Source organism: Saccharospirillum sp. ABV4_185 (assembly GCF_056159245.1).
This window is the reverse complement of sequence record NZ_JBSWUW010000001.1, coordinates 415,420-441,010: the sequence shown is the minus strand read 5'-3', so window position 1 is coordinate 441,010 and position 25,591 is coordinate 415,420. Positions and strand designations below refer to the sequence as shown.

Genomic DNA, 25,591 nt, shown 5'->3' with positions numbered 1-25,591 from the left:
ATCGGGCAATTCTATAATTCATCCTCTTAATATACCGTTATTGTTTGTGTGACGTCCGTCACTGAATAGACTCGGATGCAAACCTTCAGTAGGGGCGTCGGGATTTTTCTGTACCCGGCCGTTCAACCCCCGGTTTCCTTTGCGCACTGTGATGCCCCCAGTTTTACGGGAAGGCAGCGCTCGGTCACCGGCCCAGCAAGGCTCTATTACAATGACAAACGGTCTTTATAATCCGGCTGAATTTCGCGACAACTGCGGTTTCGGCCTTATCGCTCACATGGAAGGCCAGGCCAGCCACGATCTGCTGCAAACGGCGATCGAATCGCTGACCTGCATGACTCACCGCGGCGGTATCGCTGCCGATGGCAAAACCGGCGACGGCTGCGGCCTGTTGCTGCAAATGCCCGATGCGTTTATCCGCGCCGAAGCCAAAACGCATTTTGATGCTGACTTGGGCGACGCCTACGCCGTCGGTATGATTTTCCTCAGCGCCGAAACCAGCCGCGCCGCCGAAGGTCGCAAGGCGCTGGAGTCGTCCTTGACCGATCAGGGTCTGGAGGTTCTCGGCTGGCGTCTGGTGCCGACCGATGAATCGGTCTGTGGTCCGATGGCGTTGGCCTGTATGCCGACCATCGAGCAGGTGTTTATCCGCGCGGAATCGCGTGAAGGCCTGGCCGTCAAACTCTATGTGGCCCGTCGCAAAGCCGAACAGGCCATGGCGCACGACGAAGAGTTTTATATCTGCTCGCTGTCCGACACCGTGCTGTCTTATAAAGGCCTGATGATGCCGGTCGACTTGCCGGCCTTCTATCCGGACCTCGCCAGCAAGACCATGGAAACCGCCATCTGCGTGTTCCACCAGCGCTTTTCCACCAACACCATGCCGAAGTGGCCGCTGGCGCAGCCGTTCCGGTTGATCGCGCACAACGGTGAGATCAACACCATCCAGGGCAACCGCAACTGGGCCAAGGCGCGCGCGTCCAAGTTTGCCTCGCCTTATTTGCCCAACCTGGATGAATTGCAGCCGGTGGTGAACACCACCGGTTCGGACTCCTCCAGCATGGATAACATGATGGAGTTGATGTTGCTCGGCGGAATGGATTTGTTCCGTGCTGCGCGCACCATGATTCCACCGGCCTGGCATAACGTCGAAAACATCGACGGCGATCTGAAAGCCTTTTACGAATACAACTCCATGCATATGGAACCCTGGGACGGCCCGGCCGGCATCGTGCTGACCGACGGTCGTTATGCGGTGTGCATGCTCGACCGTAACGGTCTGCGCCCGGCGCGCTGGGTTATTACCAAAAACGGTTACATCACCCTGGCGTCAGAAATCGGCACCTTCGATTACAAGCCGGAAGACGTGGTCGCCAAAGGCCGTGTCGGTCCTGGCCGTATCGTTGCTGTTGATACCCAGACCGGTGAATTCCTGCAAACCGAAGAAATCGACGATCGCCTCAAACGCGCTCATCCTTATAAAGACTGGCTGAAAACCAACGCCGTGCGTCTGCGTTCCAAGCTGGAACTGGCTGAGGAAGTCAACGGTTCGTCGCTGTCGCCGGAACAACTGCTGGCCTACCAAAAGCTGTTCCATATTTCCTTTGAAGAGCGCGACCAGGTGTTGCGCCCGCTAGCCGAAAGCGGCCAGGAAGCGGTTGGTTCCATGGGCGACGATACGCCGATGGCGGTGTTGTCGCGCCAGGTACGTCCGGTCACCGATTATTTCCGTCAGCAGTTTGCCCAGGTGACCAACCCGCCGATCGATCCATTGCGTGAAGCCGTGGTGATGTCGCTGGAAACCTGTCTGGGCCCGGAACGCAATCTGTTCCAGCCGAGCGCCGATCACGCCAAACGCCTGATCCTGACTTCGCCGGTGTTATCGCCGTTGAAGTATCAAAACTTTTTGCATCAGGAAGCGCCTGAGTTCCGCCATCAGCATCTGCCCTTGGCTTACGCGGCTGACGGTGATTTGCGTGCGGCCATCGAAGCGCTGTGCGATACCGCCGAAGCGGCCAGTCGCGATGGCGTTAAGATCGTCGTCTTGTCGGATCGCGATCTGCAAGCCGGCCAGGTCGCTATTCCAGCCGTGATGGCAACCGGCGCAGTGCATCACCGTCTGGTGGAAAAAGGCCTGCGTTGCGATACCAATATCGTGCTCGATACTGGTGATATTCGTAACCCGCACCAATTTGCTGTCGCCATTGGCTTTGGCGCTACGGCGATCTATCCCTACCTGGCGTACGAAGTGCTGGACGACATGATCCGCACCAACGAGCTGCAGGGTGACCCGCGCCAGTTGCACAAAAATTACCGCAAGGGCATTAATAAAGGTCTGTTTAAGATCATGTCCAAGATGGGCATCTCGACCCTGGCGTCCTATCGCGGAGCGCAGTTGTTCGAAGCCGTTGGATTGCATTCCGATGTCGTCGATCTGTGTTTCAAAGGCGTGCAGAGCCGTATTCAGGGCGCGCGCTTTGAGCATATTCACGACGACCTGTGCACCCTGGCCGACAACGCCTGGAAGCCGCGCAAGCCAATCCAACAGGGCGGTTTGCTGAAATACGTCCACGGCGGCGAATACCACAACTACAACCCCGATGTGGTCAAGGCGCTGCAGGACGCGGTGCAAAATGGCGACGAAGCGCGCTTCCGCGATTTCGCCAACTACGTCAACCAGCGTCCGGTCGCGACCATCCGCGATCTGTTCGAATTGAAGTCGGATCGCAAAGCCATACCGGTTTCAGAAGTCGAACCGGCCGAAGCATTATTCCCGCGTTTTGACTCCGCCGCCATGTCACTCGGCGCACTGTCCCCAGAAGCGCACGAAGCGCTGGCGATGGCGATGAACGAACTCGGCGGCCGCTCCAACTCGGGTGAAGGTGGCGAAGATCCGAAACGCTACGGCACCAATCGCCGCTCCAAAATCAAGCAGGTGGCGTCCGGTCGTTTCGGCGTAACGCCGGCTTATCTGATGAGCGCTGACGTTATTCAGATCAAAGTCGCTCAGGGCGCCAAGCCCGGCGAAGGTGGTCAGTTGCCCGGCGGCAAGGTTAATAAACTGATTGCCGAGCTGCGCTATTCAGTGCCCGGCGTGACATTGATTTCACCGCCACCGCACCATGACATTTATTCGATCGAAGATTTGGCACAGCTGATTTTCGATTTGAAAGAGATCAACCCGAGCGCGCTGATTTCGGTGAAGCTGGTGAGTGAGCCTGGCGTCGGCACCGTCGCCGCCGGTGTGGCCAAAGCCTACGCCGATTTGATCACCGTCTCTGGTTACGACGGTGGTACCGCCGCCAGTCCGCTGACCTCGATCAAACACGCCGGCTCGCCTTGGGAATTGGGTTTGGCCGAAGTGCAGCAAACGCTGCGCGGCAATGACCTGCGCGACAAAGTTCGCCTGCAAACCGATGGCGGTCTGAAAACCGGCTTGGATGTTATCAAGGCCGCGCTGCTCGGCGCCGAAAGCTACGGCTTTGGTACAGCGCCGATGGTTGCGCTGGGTTGTAAGTACTTGCGTATTTGCCACCTCAATAACTGCGCCACCGGTGTTGCCACTCAGGACGATAATCTGCGCGATCAACACTTCCGTGGCACCGTGGAAATGGTCAAACATTATTTCCGTTTTGTCGCCGAAGAAGTGCGTGAGCAGTTGGCCTTGTTGGGTTATCGCAGCCTGGGCGAAATTATCGGTCGTACCGACTTGATCAGCGTCAAAAAAGGCGAGACGCCCAAGCAGCAGAGCCTGGACTTGTCGCCGATTTTGTCGAACGATCAGATCGATCCGAGCAAGCCGCAGCAATGTCAGGTTGAGCGTAACAAGCCGTTTGACCAAGGTGGCAAACAGCGCGAAATTCTCAAGGCGATTTTGCCGGCGATCGAAAACAAAACCGGTGGCGAATTTGAATTCCATATCGGTAACTGCGACCGCTCTATTGGTGCACTGGCGTCGGGTGAAATCGCCAAGCGCTACGGCAACCAAGGCATGGCCGACCGGCCGATCACGCTGAAACTCAACGGCATTGCCGGTCAGAGTTTTGGTGTCTGGAATGCCGGTGGTTTGAATATGGTGCTCGATGGCGATGCCAACGATTACGTCGGTAAAGGTATGACCGGCGGCAAGATCGTCATCCGTCCGCCCAAGGGTTCAGCTTTTGAAACTCAGCAGACGTCGATCATGGGTAACACCTGCCTGTACGGCGCGACCGGCGGTACCTTGTTCGCCGCTGGCTGTGCCGGCGAACGCTTTGCGGTGCGTAACTCTGGCACGGTCGCGGTCATTGAAGGCGCCGGCGATCACTGCTGCGAATATATGACCGGCGGCATGGTGGCTGTGCTCGGTAATGTCGGTGGCAACTTCGGTGCGGGCATGACCGGTGGCTTTGCTTACGTGCTCGATCTGGAAAACACCTTCCCGGATAAATACAACCGCGAACTGGTGGATATCCAGCGCATCGGCACCGAAAGCATGGAAACCTATCGCGATCATTTATTTGGTGTGATCGGCCGATTTGTCGACGACACCAAGAGCGCCTGGGGCGCGGAATTGCTGGATAACTACGACGACTACGTCGGTCGTTTCTGGCTGGTCAAACCGAAGGCATCGAGCCTGTCGGATTTGTTGTCCAACACCCGGGCTCGTCCGGAATAACCGACGGAGAAACCAAGATGACTCAACGACTGAACAACGATTTTCAGTTTGTCGATGTTGGCCGTCGCGAACCGGCCAAAAAAGACATTCACACCCGCAAACATGAGTTCGTGGAAATTTACGAACCTTTCGCGCAAAAACAGGCGGCTGAGCAATCGCATCGCTGCCTGCACTGCGGCAATCCCTATTGCGAGTGGAAGTGCCCGGTGCACAACTACATTCCCAACTGGCTGAAACTGGTCAGCGAAGGCAATGTGCTCGAAGCGGTGGAACTCTGTCACCAGACCAACTCCCTACCAGAAGTTTGCGGTCGTGTTTGCCCGCAGGATCGTCTGTGCGAAGGCGCCTGTACGCTGAACGATGGCTTCGGTGCGGTGACCATCGGCAACGCCGAGAAATACATCACCGACACCGCCTTCGCCATGGGCTGGCAGCCGGATATGTCGAAGGTGGTCTGGACCGATAAAAAAGTCGCCGTTATCGGCGCCGGTCCGGCCGGTCTCGGTTGCGCCGATGTGCTGGTGCGCAATGGCGTTAAACCGGTGGTGTTCGATCGTTACCCGGAAGTCGGCGGCCTGCTCACCTTCGGCATTCCCGAATTCAAGCTGGAAAAATCCATCATGGCGCGGCGCCGTGAAGTGTTCGAAGGCATGGGCGTGGAATTCCGGCTGAATACTGAGATCGGTGTCGACGTTGAATTCGACGACCTGCTCGCCGAATACGATGCCGTTTTTATGGGCATGGGCACCTATAACTCTATGAAAGGTGGTTTTCCCGGCGAAGAACTGGACGGTGTTTATGATGCTTTGCCGTTCCTGGTCGCCAACGTCAATCACAGTCACGGCTGGGAAAAAGACCCGGCCGACTTTGTCGATATGGCCGGCAAGCGCGTGGTGGTTCTTGGTGGTGGTGACACCGCCATGGACTGCAACCGCACGTCCATTCGTCAGCAGGCGGCGAGCGTCACCTGTGCCTATCGTCGTGACGAAGCCAATATGCCTGGCTCGCGCAAAGAAGTCGCCAACGCCAAAGAAGAAGGCGTGCAGTTTTTGTTCAACCGCCAGCCGGTTGAAATCGTTGGTGATGGTAAGGTGGAAGGCATTAAGCTGGTGAGCACTCAGTTGGGTGAGCCGGATGAAAACGGTCGCCGTCGCCCCGAAGTGGTACCTGGTTCGGAAGAAATTCTGCCCGCCGATGCGGTCATCGTTGCCTTCGGTTTCCAGCCGAGCCCGGCCGACTGGTTCGATAAAGCCGAGATTCAACTGGACGACTGGAAACGCGTTAAAGCGCCGGAAGAACAGGAGTTCGCTTTCCAGACCAGCAACGCCAAAATTTTCGCCGGCGGCGATATGGTGCGCGGTTCCGACCTGGTGGTGACCGCCATCTGGGAAGGACGTCAGGCAGCCGATGGCATTCTGGATTATCTGGGCGTTTAAGCGTCAGCTAAACCAAGGCGTCTGAAACAGACGCCGTCATCCTAGAAAGCCGTCAACCCCAGGTACCGTCATCCCGGAAAGCCGTCAGGCTTATCCGGGATCTCTCCCATCACCCGCATTATAAACTCATCGACCGCTGTTCTCTCAAGCAACAGCTGCTCAATCGCCCAAAATCCCTGCGCTTCCATCTCATCTGCAAACCTTAGCCGGCGCGACAAACCGCCGAGCGCCCGGACGATATTCTCTGGCCGTTGGTAGCCACCCAGCCAATCGTCTTCAATGATCCAATGCAGCGTTCGTTCCAAACGAGGCGGTAATGGCAGCGTGTCGAAGCGGCGAGTTTCGCGATAGCGTTCTTCGGTGAAGACAGCCAGCGCTTGTCGATGGTAGTCAGTCCAGTGCAACGCCAGATGGTGATCGAGCAGCATGTCGACCACGATGGGCGTGGTTTTGCGCAGCTTGGGCCGCAAGCGCTGGCGCAGCGATTCCAGTTCCGGGCTGGCGTCGGTGGTGCGGTCAATCCATTGGTGGCGATCGAAATGATCGATAAAACGGGATGAAACATCGTTCGGATCGGGCCGCAGCGCGAAATCGGGCCAGAGACTGCCCAGCAGAGAATCTGCATCCGGGTCGGAAAATAACCAGTGGCCGAGAAAGTTCACCGCTGCTCCTGAAATTTGATTGGCGTCAGTCTAACACGCCCTTGGGCGGTCACTGCATTCGTCAGCGCAGGCCTGCATGCGTATAATGCGCGCACTTTGATGAGTGGGATAAGTGATTGTGGCTGAATTGAAAAACGACCGCTTTTTGCGCGCCCTGTTGCGCGAATCCGTAGACCGCACCCCGGTATGGATGATGCGCCAGGCGGGTCGCTATCTGCCAGAATACCGCGATACGCGTGCTCAGGCCGGCGATTTTCTGAGTCTGTGCAAAAACGCTGAGCTGGCCTGCGAAGTGACATTGCAGCCGCTGCGCCGTTACCCGCTCGACGCCGCCATTCTGTTTTCCGACATCCTCACCATCCCCGATGCTATGGGTCTGGGTCTGTATTTTGAAACCGGTGAAGGCCCGCGTTTTGAACGCACTGTCCGCTCCATGGCCGAGGTTGAAGCGCTGAAAACGCCGTCGATGGAAACCGATCTGGGTTATGTCATGAAAGCGGTCAGCACCATTCGCCAGGCATTGAATGGCGATGTACCGCTGATCGGTTTCACCGGCAGCCCCTGGACGCTGGCGACCTATATGATTGAAGGCGGCAGCTCCAAAGATTTCCGCCACGCCAAAGGCATGCTCTACGATCAACCAGAGGTGCTGCATGCACTGCTCAGCCGACTGGCCGATGCGGTGACCGACTATTTAAATGCTCAGATCGAAGCTGGCGCCCAAGCCGTACAAATCTTCGATACCTGGGGCGGTGCCCTGGCGCACGATGCCTACAAAACCTTCTCGCTGGCCTATATGAGTAAGATCGTCGCCGGCTTGAAACGTACTCACCAAGGCAAAAAAGTCCCGGTGATTATATTCACCAAAGGCGGCGGCCAATGGCTGGAAGCGATGGCCGACAGTGGCGCTGACGCACTGGGCCTCGACTGGACCACTCCGCTCGATACCGCGCGCGCGCGGGTCGGTAAACAGGTCGCCCTGCAAGGCAACCTCGACCCGGCGGTGTTGTATTCATCTCCGGAACGCATCCGCGACGAAGTCGAACGTATCCTCGCCGAATTCGGCAAAGGCAGCGGCCATGTGTTCAACCTGGGCCACGGCATTCATCCGCAGATCGACCCGGAACACGCCGGCGCTTATGTTGAGGCGGTGGTGGAGTTGAGTCCGAAGTATCACCGCTGAGCGATCAGCGGTAATGCCATTGCCAGTTGAGCTGAGCCTGCCAATCGTTGTCAGTAAGGTTGGCGCTAAGCAGGAAGCTGTGCTTCTGGTTAGCTGAAAACTGAAGATCGGATTGCGCCAGCCAGCCATCGATGGCGTTATTGGTTACTGGCAACCAATAACCGACGGAACTTTGCACTGACCAGCCAAAGCGCTCCGGTAAGCCGACTTCCAGATCGAAACCGGTTTGAAGTTCGCGCCCAGTCAAGCTGGCTCGACCCAGTCCGCTGAACAGCAACGGCCCAAAACCTAAGCTTTGTCCCAACCCCCCTTCGAGCTGAATACCTTCTGATGACTGGCAGTCGATAAGACAATCTGCAGCCACGCCTAAGTCCCAACTGATAGGCCTTTGTTCTGGTAAGCGACGACGCCAGTCACTGCGTTGCGATATACGAATAAAAGTGAAGCGGTTGAGATCAATGTGTTCGTCATCAAACGCAATTTCGGTATGAAAGGCGGTCAGTTCCGAAAGATCATCGTTACCCAGATCGGTTGCTGTCTGTTGATAAGGAGTAAAGCCGAGGACCGTAAGCAATTGGTCATCACGGTAAGCAGCCCCCAGGCTGAGTCGCGATGTTCGAGCGGTCAGTCCTGCCGGCATTCCCGGCTCGATGGGTTCAACCTCTAATCGCTGTCCCGGTGGCAGCGCAAGTCGTGCTATCAGCAATTGCTGGCGACGATCATAGAGGTCAGTGCCGAGCTCGGGATAGCCACGAATCAGGTAGTCGTGGTATACGAGCAAGGCTTCCAGGGTGATGGCTGAATCGGTATCGTCGAGAGACAATAAAAGTTCGTCTAAATTCTCCCCCTCAGTATATAGATACTGCTGCACTGCCCGAGCTTGAACCGGGTTTAATGCATAGAGCAGGTTTTCCAATTGACGCATTTTCGATGGTATAAATTCTCGCCGCGCGATGATGTGGCCAGGATCTTTTGCGTCGAGTTGTTCTAATTCCTGCAAAAGGGTAACTGGTGCGTACCAGTGAACGTTGCGATCGATGATTTCTGTATCGAGCACGAATTCAAGAGCTTCCGCGATCGCGTAGGCGCAGTTGTTTTTAGCGAAATAGTAGGTTGTTGGATGACCCAGAACCTCCCAAATATGGGCAGTAAATTGCAGTTTCTGTTCGGCAGAAAGCGCTAGCTGATAATTCCACATATCGCGAAATTCAGTGCGGGTATAGATCAAATCCTGGTGATAAAAATCTTCGACTGTAAAGCCAGCCAGATAGCCACCTATTAACCCTTTGGTCAGGTAGGTAAGGATGTCTTCGTCTGCGGGAGTCTCTGCACCGTAGGTGACGCTAGTGTCCAGTAGAGCCCGCCCTGGGCTATCCCGGCCAATTCTTACAATCAAATGGCCGAATGAAGAGGCAGGATTGCCGTAGTAACCATCGACCATCACTACTGTTACATGGGTATCTGGATGTAAGTCGGCCCAGGTCGCAAAAGTTGGGCATTGTTGCAGTACATCGACATCAGGAAACAAGTTCAGTTGGCGCTGTAGATAAATAAAGCGTGACGGGAACCGACAAATAGGGTGGGCATCGTCAATCGAATCTAGGTTGGAGCGAAAAGCACCAAGTGTTGCCCTCAATTCTTCGAGTGGATCGATGATCGGACCCGGCGAAAAGTAGAACTGATCATCTTGGATCCGTGGGGCAGAAGGGCCGGGTTCAGTGTTGCTAAGATATAACTGTCGATACCAGTTATCCGATTCAGCAAGGGCGACGATTTTCTCACTTGGAATGGCAGTGTTTGATGCCAGTGTTGGTAGTACAAACCCGCTCAGACAAACCAACAAGAAACAGCGAATACAATAGCTCATAGAGTATAACGCCCCCAATTTGGGGGCGTAGTAATATCCATCAGGGCGTTACTAATGTGGATTAGACGGTGCAATACTGGGTGGAAACATCGACAGCGGCGTTGAACAGCAGCTCTGATTTTCCGAGGTAGTCGTTTTCGTAGTAACCATCTTCAGCGATGGATTTGCTGAATTCAGCACGCAGAGCGATTGCCGCTGCCGCAGAGTTATCACCGCAACCCATCATGGTCATCATGGAGCTTAGATGAGTACCAGAGCCTACGCTCAGGTTCTGTTCAATTTGCGGGTGGGTTTCGATAATAAACTGCGCCATTTGAGCGCGACCACCTAAACAGAGCCTAGGGGTGGTAAAACCAGAAGTTGTAGCCAAGCCACCTGATAAGGTAAATAAATTTAATAACACTGCGACGGCGCCTGAACCTTCCACAGTGTCCAATAAGAAAACACGGTTTACTGCCGCACCGAAGCCACACTCTACGTACATTTCCCCGAAACTGCGGTCCGCCGCCGATGCCGTATTTGCCGCAGACAGGACGACAACAAAGGCCAGAGCTAGTTTAATCGACTTCATAAACACTCCTTGCTGTATTTTTTTGAGGGATGTGAGTCTTACCCACCGACCCAGTATAGGAATCGAAAAGAATTTCGCCATCAATAATTTGAAGGCCAAGAAAAAGTAGTAAGAATTAGCTGATTCTCAGCAAGGTCGCGTTGTACGCAATAATCTGTCAACTGAGTGGATATACTTCGGCACTATAAGGACGTGCCCGTTGTGCAGCTTCAGTCTGGAGGTCACCATCCGATTCCCCGTCACCCTCGATTCTTGACGTACGCCTTATAAACAGAAGTAAAACCGCACGCCGAAGCAGCGCCATCCGTCATCAGGATAGTTATCAAAGTCAGTACCAGTTTGATCCGGTCATTAAATGTTAGGAGGGGGAAGTGAAGCCCACGAGCTAGATGTAGAGGAAGCGGTAATAGACATGCTCGAATATGCTAAAGAACTCTGTGAAACATTTTGTTACTCAGATGGCGTATTATTGACGTTTCTATTAACGGATTGGTATGGAAGGTTTTATTGTAAAAAATCATCTTAATAACAAAGTATGAAAATCAACAGATCCTTTAAATTTCCAGCCACTTAGTAGAGAGTTCTACGGCTGTTCCTGCTTCCTATTTGATTACTGCGCATGCATGACAGCGCAGAAAGAAGCGACACCATTAAGTGTATATTGGGTTTTAATGTGAATATAATGATAAGTGGACAGAGCCCGAAAACCCCTCTAAATGAATAGAGATATGGAGTCACTATGCAAAACAATGTTGTAAGGTTCGGATTGGCAGGGATATTGTTGGTGTTGAGCTTAAGTACCATTGCTGATGACCGGTCTGGAGTCTATTTAAGTGGCGGATTAGGATTGCAGCGGACCAGCCTCACACTGTCTCAGAATGGCAATGAAGCGGACGATAGTTTTGGTGGTATCAGTACGTCTTTTAAATTAGGCGGCTATGTAAATCAAAACCTGGCCCTCTACTATCAAATGGAACAGTCTCTATTTGTAGATGACAGTTTAAATAGCTCTGACAGCTCATATCTGGTGCTCTCTAGGTTAATGGGTTTGGGCGGAACTTATTACCTAAGTGATCAAGGCGGCGCATATGTTGAAGCTGGATTCGGGTTGGGTAACATTTCTCACGCAGCGGTTGATGTTTTTAACGGTCTGGGGCAGGCTTTTATTGTTGGTGTTGGATATGAAACTTCGCCTCATACTCAAGTAGGTGGGTTAATCCAATACGTTAAAGCCGAAGATAAAGATGACTCAAGTCTTGAGGCAGGGGCGTTCACCTTTGGTATTAAAGCTGAGCTGAAGTTATAACGTCGGTTGCTCTAACCTATATTCTGCGGGGTGACGTATGATTGCGCTCCCCGCAGAAAAGTGAGCAATGGTGGATATACTTAGACAGGGCCTGGATTTTAATGCTTGGCTAATCCGGAAACACCACCGTCCGATTCCCCGTCAAAAATACGCGCTTCTCGATGTGATAACGCACCGCCTTGGCGAGAGTCTGGCTTTCAATATCCTGACCCTTGGCAACCAGTTCTTCCGGATAATGGCTGTGATCTACGGCCTGCACGCCCTGAGTAATAATCGGCCCTTCATCCAGATCATCATTCACGTAGTGAGCAGTCGCACCGACCAGTTTGACGCCTTTCGCCCAGGCCTGGTGATAGGGCTTGGCGCCTTTAAAACCCGGCAATAAAGAGTGATGAATATTGATTGCCCAGCCGTCGAGTTTGGCTGACATTTCTGGCGACAGCACCTGCATATAGCGCGCTAATACCACCAGTTCACATTGAGCGTCAGTGATCAGATTCCAGATCTGCGCTTCCTGTTTGGCTTTGGTATCCGGCGTAATCGGCAAGTGGTGATAAGGGATACCGTGCCAGTCGGCCAGGTGTTGCAAATCAGGGTGGTTGGAAATGATCAGCGGGATATCAATCGCCAGTTCGCCGGTGCGATAGCGGTACAACAAGTCATTCAGGCAGTGATCGTATTTCGAGACCAGAATAGCAACGCGGGTGCGATGTTCTGGCTCGGTGATCTGCCAGTCCATGTCAAAGTCGGTTGCCCGGCTGGTGAAAAGTTCGCGCAGTTGTTGCAACGACTCTTCACCTTTTTGCGGACGAAATTCGACGCGAATGCTGAAGCTGTTGGTGGCGCGATCATCAAAGGAGTTCATCGCCACCACATAGTTTTCGGTTTCCGCCAGGCTGCGCGTCACCACATCGACCGTGCCCAAACGACTGGGGCACTGGGCGGTTAATATCCAGAGTTTTTCTTTGCTGTTCATGCGCGCTCGCTCAAACCGAATTCCTGGCCGGCATCGACCAGCCAGCGCCAAATGTAATCGGCAAAGCTGCGGCGTACCACCAGTTCCCATTCGTCTTCGCCGAGGCGGCACACGACCGCTTGTGACTTGGCAAAGACGGTGGAGACTACCTTGTCGACCGGGAAGTTACGGTCGTGCACGTCGTAAGGGCAGCTTTTCATCAACACAGTACGCGCCTTGGCGCCACTCAGGCGAACCAGAGTCTGGCCGCCGCTGACGTTAATCACCGCATAGTGGCCACTGAGGTTGTCGCGCAGCGCGGTTTCCATAGTAAAAGCAGCGCTGCCAGGGCCGGTGAGCAACCATTCATCGGGTGCAATCCAGCGCAGCCTCCAGTCGTTATTTGATGCACTGTGCAGCTTGCCGGGCAGTGCCAGCCCGGTGGCTTTTTCCACGCCTTGAGCAAAGCTTGAATCAGCAGCATTGCCGCGAATAACCAGGTGAGTGGCCAGCGCCTCTTCGCTTAACTGCAAGCCATCGCTGCGCTGTGTGTTTTTTGGGTGCAGCGGGCTGCGTGCCGGAACCTCAGCGGTGGGCAGTTGATCCATGATGGCAATGAGGGTGTCAGACATTCTGGCGGTCTCCCTTAGGATCGAAGAAAACAGTGCTGCAAATTTCCGCCTCCACAACTTGCCCGTTCGACAGTGGATAGTAGACGGTATCGCCGGTGCGATTCAGACCATCTTTGATCATCCCCATAGCAATGGAACGACCCAGGTTGGCGCTGTAGTAACTCGAGGTTACATGTCCCAGCATCGCCATCGGCAAAGCTTGTTTCGGATCATCCACCGCTTGCGCACCTTCGGGCAAAACAACTTTCGGATCTTTGGTCTTCAGGCCAACCAGTTGCTTACGACCTTCGCGCACACAGTCTTGGCGTTTCATGCCACGCTTGCCGATAAAGCTGAATGGTTTGTCTTCTTTTACCGCCCAACCATGATTCAGATCGTAGGGGTGCACCGAACCATCGGTATCTTGCCCAGCGATAATAAAACCTTTTTCGGCGCGCAAAATGTGCATGGTTTCGGTGCCGTATGGCGTCAGGTTATATTTCTCGCCGTGCTCGAACAATTTTTCCCAAACGTGCAAACCGTAGTTCGCCTGAACGTTGATCTCGTACGACAACTCACCAGTAAAGGAGATGCGGAACACACGCGCCGGCACGCCGGCAACAGTGCCCTGACGCCAATCCATAAACTTGAAGCTGTCTTTATCGAGGTCGATGTCGTCGCACAGTTCAGACAGCAATTTGCGCGCGTTGGGACCGGCGATGGTCATGGTTGCCCAGTGGTCGGTGACGGTATTCATATAAACTTCAAGCTCCGGCCACTCGGTTTGGTGATACAACTCCAACCATTCCAGCACGCCAGCCGCACCGCCGGTGGTCGTGGTCATCAGGAAGTGGTTTTCGCCCAGGCAGGAGGTGACGCCGTCGTCGAACACCATGCCGTCTTCGTGACACATTAAGCCATAGCGACATTTGCCGACGGCGAGTTTGGCCCAGGCGTTGGTGTAGATGCGGCCAATAAATTCGCGTGCGTCTTTGCCCTGAATGTCAATTTTTCCGAGCGTCGATGCATCGAGAATGCCGATGCTTTCGCGCGTCGCCAGACATTCACGGTCGAGCGCCTGCTGCATGGTTTCACCCGCTTTGGGGTAATACCAGGGACGCTTCCACTGGCCGACGTTTTCGAATTCAGCGCCATTTTTTACATGCCATTCGTGCATGGCGGTGTAACGTTCCGGTTCGAACAGATCGCGGCAATGACGGCCGACGATGGCGCCGAAGGTGACCGGGGTGTAGTTCGGTCGGAAAATGGTGGTGCCGGTTTCAGGAATGCTTTGGCCCAAGGATTTAGCAGCGATCGCCATGCCGTTGATGTTGCCCAGCTTGCCCTGATCGGTGCCGAAACCCATGGCGGTGTAACGCTTGACGTGTTCGATGGATTCAAAACCTTCGCGCGTTGCCAGCTCGATAGCAGCGGCGGTCACGTCGTTTTGCAAATCGACAAACTGTTTGGGCGCTCGGCTGTTCGGTTGCGTATGCGCAATGCAATACAGCGCCATGGCTTTGGCTTCTGGCCAGCTGTCGACGTCCGGAGTCATAACCGGGGTGGCATCGAAACCGGCCAGCTTGGCCGCTTCGGCGCCTTGCTCAGCGCCATCTCGCAGGCAGGCTACCAGATCGTAACTGCCTTTAACCGCACCAGCCGTTTTCATTTGTTGCAGCGTTTCGCCGGGAACAAAACCGAGAATGTCGTCGTTCCAGACAGGACGGCTGCCGGTGTGAGCCGACAGATGCACCGCCGGGCTCCAGCCACCGGAGGAAGCGATCAGGTCGCAACTGAGTGTGCGGCTGCCGCCAGTGACGGCGGAACCATCGGCATTGAGCGGTGCTATTACCGCACCAGTTACCTTTTTGCCGCCGCGTGCTTCAATCACGCCCTGACCCAGCATTAAAGCAATGCCACGGCGCTTGGCTTCATCCTGATAGTGACCGCTGACATCGGCGCGGCTGTCGACAATGGCGACAACATCGCGGCCGGCGTCTTGCCAGTCGAAAGCGGTGCGGTAGGCGTAATCGTTACTGGTCATTAATACCAGCTTGTCTCCCGGCGCGACGGCGTAACGATTGATATAAGTCGAGACTGCTGATGCCAACATGCAGCCAGGCAGATCGTTATTGGCAAACACCAGCGGGCGTTCGTGCGCACCGGTAGCCAACACCACCCAGCGAGCGCGAACGCGATGCAGGCGCTGCCGACTCATACCTTCTGGCGCCCGGTCGGCAAGATGATCGGTACGGCGTTCGTGAATGGTCAGGAAATTATGGTCGTGGTAGCCGTTGACGGTTGAACGAGGCAACAACAAAACATTGTCGCGACCACTGAGTTCCGCCAGCGTAGTGACGACCCATTGACTGGCCGGTTTACCACCGATCAGGTCGCGACTGTGCAATAAAGCGCCACCCATTTCCGACTGTTCATCGGCCAGAATAACGCGCGCGCCGGACCGGGCAGCGGATAAAGCAGCGGCCAAACCAGCAGCCCCCGCACCGACAATAAGTACATCGGCGTGCTGGTTTAGATGATCGTATTGATCGACGTCTTCAGCGCGTGGCGAACGGCCAAAACCGGCGGCTTTGCGGATGTATTTTTCGTACAGCTTCCAGCCGAAACGCGGAAACATAAAGGTCTTATAGTAGAACCCTGGCGGCAACAGTGAGCCAAAGACTTTGCCCACCATACCGAGTGCGTCGTTGTTCAGTGATGGCCATCCCGAGGTCGGTTGCGCCACCAAACCATCGAACAATTCTTGCTGAGTGGCGCGTACGTTAGGCACTTGTGTAGCTTCGGTGGCACCCAGTTGCAAGATGGCATTGGGCTCTTCGGCACCGGCGGCAACAATGCCGCGACGGCGACCGTATTTAAAACTGCGGCCGACCAGATCGATACCATTGGCGAGCATCGCTGACGCCAAAGTATCACCTTGATAACCGCTGTAACGGCGACCGTTGAATTCAAACTGCAGCGGCTGATCGCGATCAATGCGACCACCGGAGTTGAGACGATTAGGTTGAGTCATAGGGCGTCTCTCACGACTGGGACGTCACGCTGGGTTGTTCACCCAAGCGATAGGTTTCGAGGATGGCGTAGGTCTGGGTGTCGCGGGTGATATTAAAAAATTTGCGACAACCAGCGGCGTGCACCCAAAGTTCATGATGAATGCCTCTGGGGTTGGCGCGGAAATACAAAAAATTTCCCCACTCTTCGTCGCTGCACGCATCCGGATCCAACGGCCGGGCAATATGTGCCTGACCTTTGGCGTGGAACTCTTCCTCTTCGCGGTGTTCATCGCAATAAGGGCAATGGATATAAAACATCGATGCGCTCCTGAATCAGTGGGCAACGCCAGCGGCGCCGTGCTCGTCAACCAGAGCGCCGCTGTGGAAACGGAACATGGAAAACGGTTTCGCCAACTCGTTGGCTTCACCCTTGGCCAGAGTTTCGGCAAAGACATGACCGGAACCGGGCGTGGCTTTGAAACCGCCGGTGCCCCAACCGCAATTGAAAAACAGATTGCCAACGGGCGTGTCAGAAATAATCGGACAGGCATCGGGCGTGGTATCGACAATGCCACCCCACTGACGATTCATCCGCACCCGGCTGAAAATCGGAAACATTTCGACGATGGCTTGCAAGGTGTGTTCGATGGTTGGGTAGGAACCGCGCTGGCCGTAACCGTTGTAGCCGTCGATACCGGCACCGATGACCAGGTCGCCTTTATCCGACTGGGAAATGTAACCGTGCACCTGATTCGACATCACTACTGTATCCAGAATCGGGCGGATCGGTTCGGAGACCAGTGCCTGCAGCGGATGCGATTCGACCGGTAATTCAAAGCCGGCCATCTTGGCGACGACACCGGAATTGCCCGCCACCACACAGCCGATGCGGTCGGCGTGAATCTCGCCGTATTGCTTGGTGTTGACGCCAACGGCATTGCCGTTTTGCATCAGGATGTCGTCGACTTCGCATTGCTGAATCAGATCGACACCCAGCGCATCAGCAGCGCGGGCAAAACCCCAGGCCACGGCATCATGTCGCGCGACACCGGCGCGCGGTTGCCAGGAGGCCCCGAGAATTGGATAACGCGCGCGACTGGAGCAATCCATAATCGGCACGATGTCCTGCACGCCTTGGGTGTCGAGCGCGACACTGTCGATGCCGTTTAAGCGGTTGGCATTGACGCGTCGTTCGATGTCACGCATATCCTGCAAAGTATGGCCGAGGTTCAAAACACCGCGCTGCGAAAACATCAGGTTGTAGTTCAGATCCTGCGCCAGACCTTCCCACAATTTCATCGCGTGTTCGTACAGAAAGGCCGCTTCGTCCCACAAATAATTGGAGCGTACGATGGTGGTGTTACGAGCTGTGTTGCCACCCCCGAGGTAACCCTTTTCGATCACCGCAACATTGCTCACCTTGTGCACCTTGGCCAGGTAATAAGCGGTCGCCAAACCGTGGCCGCCGCCACCGACAACAATAACGTCGTAGTGTTTTTTCGGTTTGGGGTTACGCCACACCCGCTGCCAGTTTTCGTGATGACTCAGGGCGTGTTTGAGCAATCCGAAGCCGGAATACTTCTGCATGATCTCGGGTCCTCTGAAGTGGCCGCTTGTCGACCCTAGCGACTCGGCTGTTCTTCAACAAGAGTTCAACAAGCCAAGCGCCAGGGTCGACGCAGTTTGAAGCGATGGTAGGCGGGCGCGGGCTAAACCAACTGCTTGGCGACGACACCCGGGTGTTGATTTGCGACAAGCCCCGAAAGACGGGGCCCTAAAGTGAAGAATGACTCAGCACTCAATGACGTTGACGGCGAGACCACCGCGCGAGGTTTCTTTGTACTTATCGAGCATGTCGCGACCGGTATCGCGCATGGTGCGGATCACTTTATCGAGCGACACAAAGTGTTCGCCGTTGCCTCGCATCGCCATCACCGCCGCGTTAATGGCTTTGACTGCGCCGATGGCATTGCGCTCAATGCACGGCACCTGCACCAGTCCGCCGATCGGGTCGCAGGTTAAGCCCAGGTGATGTTCCATGCCGATTTCAGCAGCATTTTCCACTTGCTCCGGTGTGGCGCCGGTGGCGGCTGCCAGGCCAGCGGCGGCCATGGCGCAGGCCGAACCGACTTCACCCTGGCAGCCGACTTCGGCGCCGGAAATCGAGGCGTTTTCCTTGAACAGAATACCGATGGCGGCGGCGGTGAGCAGAAAGCGGATCACGCCTTCTTCGTCGGCGTTTGGGCACCAGTGCCAGTAATAATGCAGCACCGCCGGAATAATACCGGCCGCTCCGTTGGTTGGCGCGGTGACCATACGACCACCGGCGGCGTTCTCTTCGTTCACTGCCAATGCATAGAGATTGACCCAGTCCATGGCGCTTAATGACGGCGAAATCAGATCGAGGCGGTCATGTGCCGTCAGCGATGCATAGAGGATGGCGGCCCGACGCTTCACCTTCAGCCCGCCAGGTAAAACGCCTTCATGTTTAATACCGTTCTGCACGCACTCCTGCATCACCTGCCAGATATGCAGAATGCCGTCGCGCACCTCGCTTTCGCTGCGCCAGGCTTGTTCGTTAGCGAGCATGATTTGGGCGATGCTTAACTGATGGGTGCGACATAGCTGCAATAACTCATCGCCGCTTTTAAATCGGTAGGGCAGTGGCGTTTTGTCTTCGACAATGCGATTGGCGCCGGCGGCATCTTCATCGACCACGAATCCGCCGCCCACCGAATAGTAGGTGCGTTCGCGCACGCTGTTGCCCTCGCCATCGAAGGCAAAAAAGGTCATGCCGTTGGGGTGATAAGGCAGTGTCTCGCGCTTGTGGTAGGTCAGATCATTGCGTTCGTTAAAAGCGATGGCATGCTCGCCGCCGAGCAGTAATTCGCACTGTTCGCGAATGCTTTCGGTGCGCGGGCCGACAATGGTCGGATCGATCTGATCGGGCAGGTGGCCTTCCAGTCCCATCAACACCGCCGGTCCCGTGCCGTGGCCTTTGCCGGTGGCGCCGAGTGAGCCATACAACTGAATGTCGATGCGTTGCACCCGTGTCAGGTCGCCGTCGTCTTTTAAGCCTTCGGCAAAACGGTAGGCCGCCGCCATCGGTCCGACGGTGTGCGAACTGGACGGGCCGATGCCGATTTTCAACATGTCGAACAGGCTGATGGCCATGGCATTTTGCTCCGGCTGTTGATTAAGTGATGGAGGTGGAATTCGCGCTTGCAGCCCGGCCAGTCCGTTAGAGGTCGGCGTGAACCCTTCCCTGGGGCCTTGTCCGCAGCATCCATGCTGCGGACATCCTCTAACGAACTGGCCGGACTGCCAGCGCTTGCCCGGAGGCTGTCGTTAGGCTCTGAGTCAGGCTTTTAGTCAGTTAACCGTACGCCGGAAAGTCTCGGCACAACTGGCTGACTTTGGTGCGCACTTCGGCAATCACACTGGTGGCATCGCCGGCTTGCATGGCATCGAGGATGTCGGCAATCCAACCGGCCAGCTCGGCCGATTCGGCTTGCTGTAAACCGCGGGTGGTGATCACCGGCGAGCCGATGCGCAGACCAGAGGTCACGAACGGTGACTGCGGATCGTTCGGCACGGCGTTTTTGTTCACCGTGATGTGCGCTTCGCCCAAAGCGGCGTCGGCGTCTTTACCGGTCAGACCTTGTTTGACCAGGCTGAGCAGGAACAGATGGTTGTCGGTACCGCCGGAGACGACGTCGTAACCGCGCTTCACAAAAACATCAGCCATCGCCTGAGCATTGCGTACCACCTGATGTTGGTAATCGCGGAAGTCGCTTTCGGCGGCTTCTTTAAAGGCCACGGCTTTGGCCGCGATAACGTGCATCAGCGGACCGCCTTGACCGGCCGGGAAGACGGCCGAGTTGAGTTTTTTCTCCAGCTCCGGCTGGCCTTTGGTCAGTATCAGACCACCGCGTGGACCGCGCAGGGTTTTGTGCGTGGTGGTGGTGACCACATGAGCGTGCGGGATCGGGCTGAGGTAGGCGCCGGCGGCGACCAGGCCAGCGACGTGTGCCATATCGACCATCAGGTAAGCACCAACCGCATCGGCAATCTTCCGGAAGCGCGCCCAGTCAACGATACGAGAGTAGGCGGAAAAACCGGCGACGATCATCGCCGGCTTGTGTTCTTTCGCCAGCGCTTCGACCTGGTCGTAATCGATCTCGCCGGTGCTTTCATCGAGACCGTATTGGATGGCGTTATAAAGCTTGCCGGAAAAGCTGACGTGGGCGCCGTGAGTCAAATGGCCACCGTGCGCCAGGCTCATGCCCAGTACCGTCGCGCCCGGTTCGCACAAGGCCATATAAACCGCAGCGTTGGCCTGGGAGCCCGAGTGCGGCTGGACGTTGGCGTAGTCGGCGCCGAACAAGGCTTTGGCGCGATCAATCGCCAGTTCTTCGACCACATCGACGTGCTCGCAACCGCCGTAATAACGCTTGCCCGGATAACCTTCCGCGTACTTGTTGGTCAAGGCCGTGCCCTGGGCTTCCATCACCAGCGGGCTGGTGTAGTTTTCCGAGGCAATCAGTTCCAGGTGGTCTTCCTGGCGTTCGGTTTCGGCGCTGATCGCCGACCAAAGTGCGGCGTCGTAATCGGCCAGTTTGCGAGTGCGGCTGAACATGAGCGGCGTCCTGTGATGAGTGCATGGATGCTGCTCATCTTAGGGCCGCCCCGTTCTGGCTAACTGCTTTGGCACGACACCCCGGCGCTGATTTGCGACAGCCTCAGGCTGGGGTTTCGTGAAGATCGTCGTGAAGAGTCTCGTAAAAGAACCTCGGTTAAAGCAGCACGGCTCAGCCCTTCAGGTTTTTCTGCACCGCAGCGCTGTACCAGTCGAGGAAGTTAATCACACCAAACTCGAAGGTCTTCGAATAAGGGCCCGGCTGGTAAGCCAGTGAATTAATGCCGCGCTGGTTTTGCTCGGCCAGGGTGCGATCCTGCTGGTTGGTCTGGTCCCAGACGTAACGCAGTTTGCCCGGCGCGTAGTCGTGGTTTTCCACCGCGTCTTTGTGCACCAGCCATTTGGTCGTCACCAGAGTTTTTTGCGCTGAAATCGGCAGCACCTGAAAGACGATGGCGTGATCGCTCTGCATATGGTTCCACGAATTCGGCAGGTGCAAGATGCGCAGCGAGCCCAGCGTCTGGTTTTCAATCCGGCCCATATTGATTCGGCACGCTGGCTTGCCGTCCATGGTCATCACCGCCGTCCCTTCTTTTAATGGCATGCGCACCATGCGATTGCGCAAGCCAAACTCGACGTGCTTGTGGGGAATGCCTTCGGCGTCCCAGGCAGCGGCCTGAGTTTCGCATAAGGCCAGAAATTCCGGGGTGGCGCGCGGGTCGTTGGTGTCGTCCCATTCCAGCAAGGTGCGCAGCAATTCCGGGTGCGAGCCAGAGCAGTGATAGCACTCGCGGTTGTTCTCGATCACCAGTTTCCAGTTGGCGTTTTCTTCCAGCGTGGATTCGACGGCGACCTTGGCGTTTTCCATATCGTAGGGTTCCATATAGGTCGCCAGCGCGGCGAGATAGTCGTCGATTTCCGGTGGTTCGCCTTCGGCCAGACTGATGTAAATAAAGCCGCCGGCGGTTTTGCAGTGCGCCGGTTTTAAGCCGTGTTGGGTTTTATCGAAGTCGTCACCCATCTCGTTACCGGCGAACAACAACTGGCCTTTAAGGTCGTAAGTCCATTGGTGATAGGGGCACACCAGGTTGGCAACCTTGCCTTTATCGCCGGTGCAGACGCGTGAACCGCGGTGACGGCAAACGTTATGAAAGGCGCGCACTTCGCCATCGCGGTCGCGCACGATCAGCACCGGGTTCTGGCCGATCTCGATGGTCATATAGCAACCCGGGTCCGGCACTTCACAGGTCATGCCGGCGAACAACCATTCCTTTAAGAAGATTTCTTCCATGTCGACGCGGAACAGCAGCGGGTCGTTATAGAGTTCCCGTGGCAGTGACAGGTAACGCGAACGCTCTTTAAGCCGGCTGTCCATGGCCTGGCGGGCTTCATCGATGTTGGAGTAAGACAGGTTCAGCAGGTCGGTTTCGGTCATGAGTGTGCTTCCAGTAAGGACAACAGTGCCTGAGCGTGGCCGTGGGTACCTGGGCAACTATTACCTGCTATCGGGTTCGGCCACTGTTAATCAATGCGCTCATTCTCGGTAAGGCATGACAGTGGTAATTATCCAATCACGACATTCGAGGATTTCTTTTCGACGCCGCCCCGGCTGATGTCGCGTACAGGCCTGAGCAGTGGACGACTTGATCAACAGAATGTCGTATTTGGTTAACTCGTCGTTTTCGGTTTTGCCGAGAATGCGAGCATCGACCGTCGCCGACGGCCTTTGCCTTGCCGGAGAAAACAACCAGATGACCAGTGAAGTGCAGAGCACAGAATCCGCCCTGGCCCCGTTTAACCCACTCAATACCCGAGTCTGGGCCAATGGCCGTCACCAGGTTCGTTGTGTGCGGGTGATTCGAGAAACCGCCGATGTGAAGACCTTCTGCTTCAATGCCGAGCAGCCGGTGATGTTCTTCTTCAAGCCCGGCCAGTTCGTCACGCTCGAGCTGGAGATTGAAGGCGAACAGGTGATGCGGTCTTACACCATCTCCAGTTCGCCTTCGGTGCCTTACAGTTTTTCGATTACGGTCAAACGCGTACCCGGCGGCCAGGTATCGAACTGGCTGCACGATAACTTAAAAGAGCACGATGAACTGGCGGTGCATGGTCCGGTCGGTAACTTCAACTGCATCGACCATCCGGCGGATAAGGTGTTGCTGTTGTCCGGCGGCGTGGGTATCACGCCCCTGATGTCGATGGCGCGCTGGTTTTTCGATACCAACACCGATGTTGATATGGCTTTTGTGCACAGCGCTCGCACACCCGACGACATTATTTTTTGGCGCGAACTGGAGCACATGTGCTCGCGGGTTCAGGGCTTCGAGCTGTCGGTTATTTGTGAGCGCAAAGATGTCGGTCAGGCCTGGAACGGCTATCGCGGTTATCTGGACTTGTCGAAGCTGGAAATGATTGCGCCGGACTTTATGAGCCGGCGCATTTTCTGCTGCGGACCGACGCCCTATATGCGCACCATTAAGGCGCTTTTAAAAGACGTTGGCTTCGACATGGAGCGTTATCACGAAGAGTCCTTCGGGGCGACGCCGGTGGCTGTATCCGAAGAAGCGCTGGAACAGGCCGAGATAGCGGTCAAAGAAGCCGAGGAAATCAAAGAGGGCGATCTGTTCACCGTCGAGTTCGTGAATTCCGGCATGAGTGTTCAGGTGCCACCGGGTGAAACCGTACACGTGGCGGCCAGCCGTCTGGGGCTGAACATTCCCAAGGCCTGTGGTGTGGGGATCTGCGGCACCTGCAAGGTGATGAAAAAATCCGGCAAGGTCGATATTCAGCATAACGGTGGTATCACCGAAGATGATCTGGCCGACGGCTACATTCTTTCCTGTTGCAGTACGCCACTGTCGGACCTGGCCATCGAAGGCTAGGCGCATTGATGACGCACAGAACGAAATTCGAACTGTGTTAATGCGTTAGGTTCATCAGTGGGACCATAGCTGTTACCAGCGCGCAAGCCGTGTGTCGTTTGTGGACGGTTTGCGTGCGTTTTTGTGACGTTTTTAGATAACTTCCCTGCCCATACCCGTCATACCATGGACGCATTCGCCGCAGCTATTCAGCTGTTTTTGGCAGTTCGGGGCGCAGGCGTCCCGGCTGTCTAGCATGCGGCTTTCCGGGTGATACCAAAACAATAAAATGGCCCAGGACTTGCTATGCGAAATCACGGTAGAGGCGTCGGCCGACGACGACAATGGTCATCGGTGCTGAACCTCTCCTCAAATGAATAGAGGCAATATGTGTATCCCGTGAAGGGGGTACTCGACCAGGCATCAACGCCATGGCGACCCCCGAGTTCAAACACAAACAGTCGCAACTGAACCGGCGACTGGGCTTACGGTAAAGACAGAGGGGTAAGTCCATGAATGCAAACGCTGCAGCTCCCACTGGTGTGATGAGCACCGCGCCTTATCGCGTGGGTTTCTTGCTGATCAATAACTTCACCATGGTGGCGTTGGCTTCGGCCATTGATCCATTGCGCATGGCCAACCAGTTGACCGGTCGTGAACTCTACACCTGGCGGTTGATCTCTGCTGATGGCGGCATCACCAAAGCCAGCGACGGCATTGCCATCGCCCCGGATGGTTCCATCGCCGATGCCGACGCCTTCGATATTGTCATTGTCGTCGGTGGCGTCGACATTACCCGTTCTTACACCCCAGCCCAGATCAGTTGGCTGCAATCCCAGGCGCATAAAAAAGTGTTGATGGGCGCGGTCTGCACCGGCGCTTATGTGTTGGCCGCCGCTGGCTTGCTCGACGGCTATAACTGCAGCGCGCACTGGGAATGCCTAGCGTCGTTGCAGGAACGTTTCCCGCGCGTGAACTGCACCAATCATCTGTATTCACTCGATCGCGACCGCATGACCTGCACCGGCGGCGGCGTGCCCATGGATATGATGCTGTCGATGATCAGTCGTCAGCACGGCAAAGCCCTGACGTCTGCCATCTGTGATATGTTCCTGTGCGACCGCGTACGCGCCGACAGCGAACAGCAACGCGCGCCACTGCGGCGTCTTCTGACCAGCGCTCAGCCCAAGCTGGCTGAAGTGACCGAGCTGATGGAATCCAATATCGAAGAGCCGATTGAGTTGGAAGAGTTGGCGGCTTACGTCGGTATTTCCCGCCGCCAGCTGGAGCGGTTGTTCCTCAAACATCTCAACTGCACACCATCGCGCTATTACCTGAAATTGCGACTGGACCGTGCCCGTCAGCTGCTTAAACAGACCAGTTGTTCGATCATCGAAGTGGCCGCCATGTGTGGTTTTGTATCGGCGCCGCATTTCAGTCGCTGTTACCGCAAGTACATCGGTGTGTCGCCTAAAGAAGAACGCCTGGCGATCTGGGCGATTGGGCCGTTGGAAACCAGCTCGACCGACAATGTTGCCGAACTGCCATCTTCCTCGGTCAATGCCTTGCGTCTGGCTCAGGCGGAACCGACTTACGGTGCGGTCAATTTTGCTGCGAATCCGTTGAAACCAGAGCCAGCGTTGGCGGTTTCCGGCTGACTCTACAGTGTGAAATTCAGGCCCGCCTTTATGGCGGGCTTTTTATTGGCTGGCCGCTATTAGGTTAGTCGCGCGTTGCCATGCCGATTTTGGGTTTGCCGTTGTCGCTTCCAGTGACCCTGACCCTAAAGACGCTGGATACACTGCCAGCCATAACCGTATTTTAAGACG

Annotated in this window: 17 protein-coding genes; 6 read left to right on the top strand and 11 right to left on the bottom strand. The window is 55.6% G+C overall.

The genetic code is table 11. From position 1 onward, the window contains the following. The first annotated feature begins 211 nt into the window (after nucleotides 1–211). Together gltB and ACXAE6_RS01975 are read left to right on the top strand one after the other, a co-directional pair. On the top strand, nucleotides 212–4,657 hold the full coding sequence (gene gltB, locus ACXAE6_RS01980; protein ID WP_475143819.1) for a glutamate synthase large subunit: 4,446 nt from the start codon (nucleotides 212–214) through the stop codon (nucleotides 4,655–4,657). Between the two features lie 17 nt (nucleotides 4,658–4,674). Further along, nucleotides 4,675–6,093 carry an FAD-dependent oxidoreductase gene (locus ACXAE6_RS01975; protein ID WP_475143816.1) on the top strand — a complete coding sequence of 473 codons (1,419 nt, stop codon included), beginning with the start codon at nucleotides 4,675–4,677 and terminating at the stop codon, nucleotides 6,091–6,093. A 68-nt stretch (nucleotides 6,094–6,161) separates the two neighbouring features. Here ACXAE6_RS01975 and ACXAE6_RS01970 read toward each other — a convergent pair whose 3' ends face one another. Further along, a complete protein-coding gene (locus ACXAE6_RS01970; protein ID WP_475143812.1) occupies nucleotides 6,162–6,755 on the bottom strand; it encodes an acyl carrier protein phosphodiesterase in 594 nt (197 codons plus the stop codon). A 118-nt stretch (nucleotides 6,756–6,873) separates the two neighbouring features. Here ACXAE6_RS01970 and hemE point away from each other — a divergent pair, with 118 nt between their 5' ends. After that, nucleotides 6,874–7,938: a uroporphyrinogen decarboxylase gene (gene hemE / locus ACXAE6_RS01965; RefSeq protein ID WP_475143809.1), complete on the top strand. Its 1,065-nt coding sequence runs from the start codon at nucleotides 6,874–6,876 to the stop codon at nucleotides 7,936–7,938. 4 nt (nucleotides 7,939–7,942) lie between these two features. Here the strand turns inward: hemE and ACXAE6_RS01960 are convergent, their stop codons facing one another. Both ACXAE6_RS01960 and ACXAE6_RS01955 read right to left on the bottom strand, forming a co-directional pair. Continuing rightward, nucleotides 7,943–9,805 (bottom strand): Lnb N-terminal periplasmic domain-containing protein, encoded by a 1,863-nt coding sequence (locus ACXAE6_RS01960; protein WP_475143806.1) that lies wholly within the window; start codon nucleotides 9,803–9,805, stop codon nucleotides 7,943–7,945. 61 nt (nucleotides 9,806–9,866) lie between these two features. After that, nucleotides 9,867–10,376 carry a hypothetical protein gene (locus ACXAE6_RS01955; RefSeq protein ID WP_475143803.1) on the bottom strand — a complete coding sequence of 170 codons (510 nt, stop codon included), beginning with the start codon at nucleotides 10,374–10,376 and terminating at the stop codon, nucleotides 9,867–9,869. 739 nt (nucleotides 10,377–11,115) lie between these two features. Between ACXAE6_RS01955 and ACXAE6_RS01950 the strand changes: the two genes are divergently transcribed. Continuing rightward, a complete protein-coding gene (locus tag ACXAE6_RS01950; RefSeq protein ID WP_475143799.1) occupies nucleotides 11,116–11,682 on the top strand; it encodes an outer membrane beta-barrel protein in 567 nt (188 codons plus the stop codon). Nucleotides 11,683–11,791: 109 nt separating this feature from the next. Here ACXAE6_RS01950 and purU read toward each other — a convergent pair whose 3' ends face one another. The 8 genes from purU to ACXAE6_RS01910 form a co-directional block, all read right to left on the bottom strand. Further along, nucleotides 11,792–12,658: a formyltetrahydrofolate deformylase gene (purU, locus tag ACXAE6_RS01945; RefSeq protein WP_475143797.1), complete on the bottom strand. Its 867-nt coding sequence runs from the start codon at nucleotides 12,656–12,658 to the stop codon at nucleotides 11,792–11,794. Continuing rightward, on the bottom strand, nucleotides 12,655–13,269 hold the full coding sequence (locus ACXAE6_RS01940) for a sarcosine oxidase subunit gamma (protein ID WP_475143795.1): 615 nt from the start codon (nucleotides 13,267–13,269) through the stop codon (nucleotides 12,655–12,657). Before ACXAE6_RS01940 ends, purU begins: the two co-directional genes overlap by 4 nt. Next, on the bottom strand, nucleotides 13,262–16,282 hold the full coding sequence (locus ACXAE6_RS01935) for a sarcosine oxidase subunit alpha family protein (RefSeq protein WP_475143793.1): 3,021 nt from the start codon (nucleotides 16,280–16,282) through the stop codon (nucleotides 13,262–13,264). The genes ACXAE6_RS01940 and ACXAE6_RS01935 overlap by 8 nt, the downstream gene beginning before the upstream one ends. 10 nt (nucleotides 16,283–16,292) lie before the next feature. After that, the gene (locus tag ACXAE6_RS01930; protein WP_475143789.1) at nucleotides 16,293–16,580 is read right to left on the bottom strand and encodes a sarcosine oxidase subunit delta; all 288 of its coding nucleotides are present in this window, start codon (nucleotides 16,578–16,580) and stop codon (nucleotides 16,293–16,295) included. A gap of 15 nt (nucleotides 16,581–16,595) precedes the next feature. Beyond that, the gene (locus tag ACXAE6_RS01925; protein ID WP_475143784.1) at nucleotides 16,596–17,849 is read right to left on the bottom strand and encodes a sarcosine oxidase subunit beta family protein; all 1,254 of its coding nucleotides are present in this window, start codon (nucleotides 17,847–17,849) and stop codon (nucleotides 16,596–16,598) included. Nucleotides 17,850–18,053: 204 nt separating this feature from the next. Further along, the gene (locus tag ACXAE6_RS01920; RefSeq protein ID WP_475143781.1) at nucleotides 18,054–19,436 is read right to left on the bottom strand and encodes an L-serine ammonia-lyase; all 1,383 of its coding nucleotides are present in this window, start codon (nucleotides 19,434–19,436) and stop codon (nucleotides 18,054–18,056) included. 202 nt (nucleotides 19,437–19,638) lie between these two features. Beyond that, nucleotides 19,639–20,901 carry a serine hydroxymethyltransferase gene (gene glyA / locus ACXAE6_RS01915; protein WP_475143778.1) on the bottom strand — a complete coding sequence of 421 codons (1,263 nt, stop codon included), beginning with the start codon at nucleotides 20,899–20,901 and terminating at the stop codon, nucleotides 19,639–19,641. A 172-nt stretch (nucleotides 20,902–21,073) separates the two neighbouring features. Beyond that, nucleotides 21,074–22,336, bottom strand: coding sequence for an aromatic ring-hydroxylating oxygenase subunit alpha (locus tag ACXAE6_RS01910; RefSeq protein ID WP_475143775.1), 1,263 nt, complete (start codon nucleotides 22,334–22,336; stop codon nucleotides 21,074–21,076). A 316-nt stretch (nucleotides 22,337–22,652) separates the two neighbouring features. On the opposite strand from ACXAE6_RS01910, the gene ACXAE6_RS01905 reads away from it, so the two are divergent. After that, nucleotides 22,653–23,783 (top strand): FAD-binding oxidoreductase, encoded by a 1,131-nt coding sequence (locus tag ACXAE6_RS01905; RefSeq protein ID WP_475143772.1) that lies wholly within the window; start codon nucleotides 22,653–22,655, stop codon nucleotides 23,781–23,783. 491 nt (nucleotides 23,784–24,274) lie between these two features. Further along, entirely contained in the window at nucleotides 24,275–25,420 is a 1,146-nt protein-coding gene (gene gbdR, locus ACXAE6_RS01900; protein ID WP_475143769.1) for a choline metabolism transcriptional regulator GbdR, read from the top strand. Nucleotides 25,421–25,591: the final 171 nt, after the last annotated feature.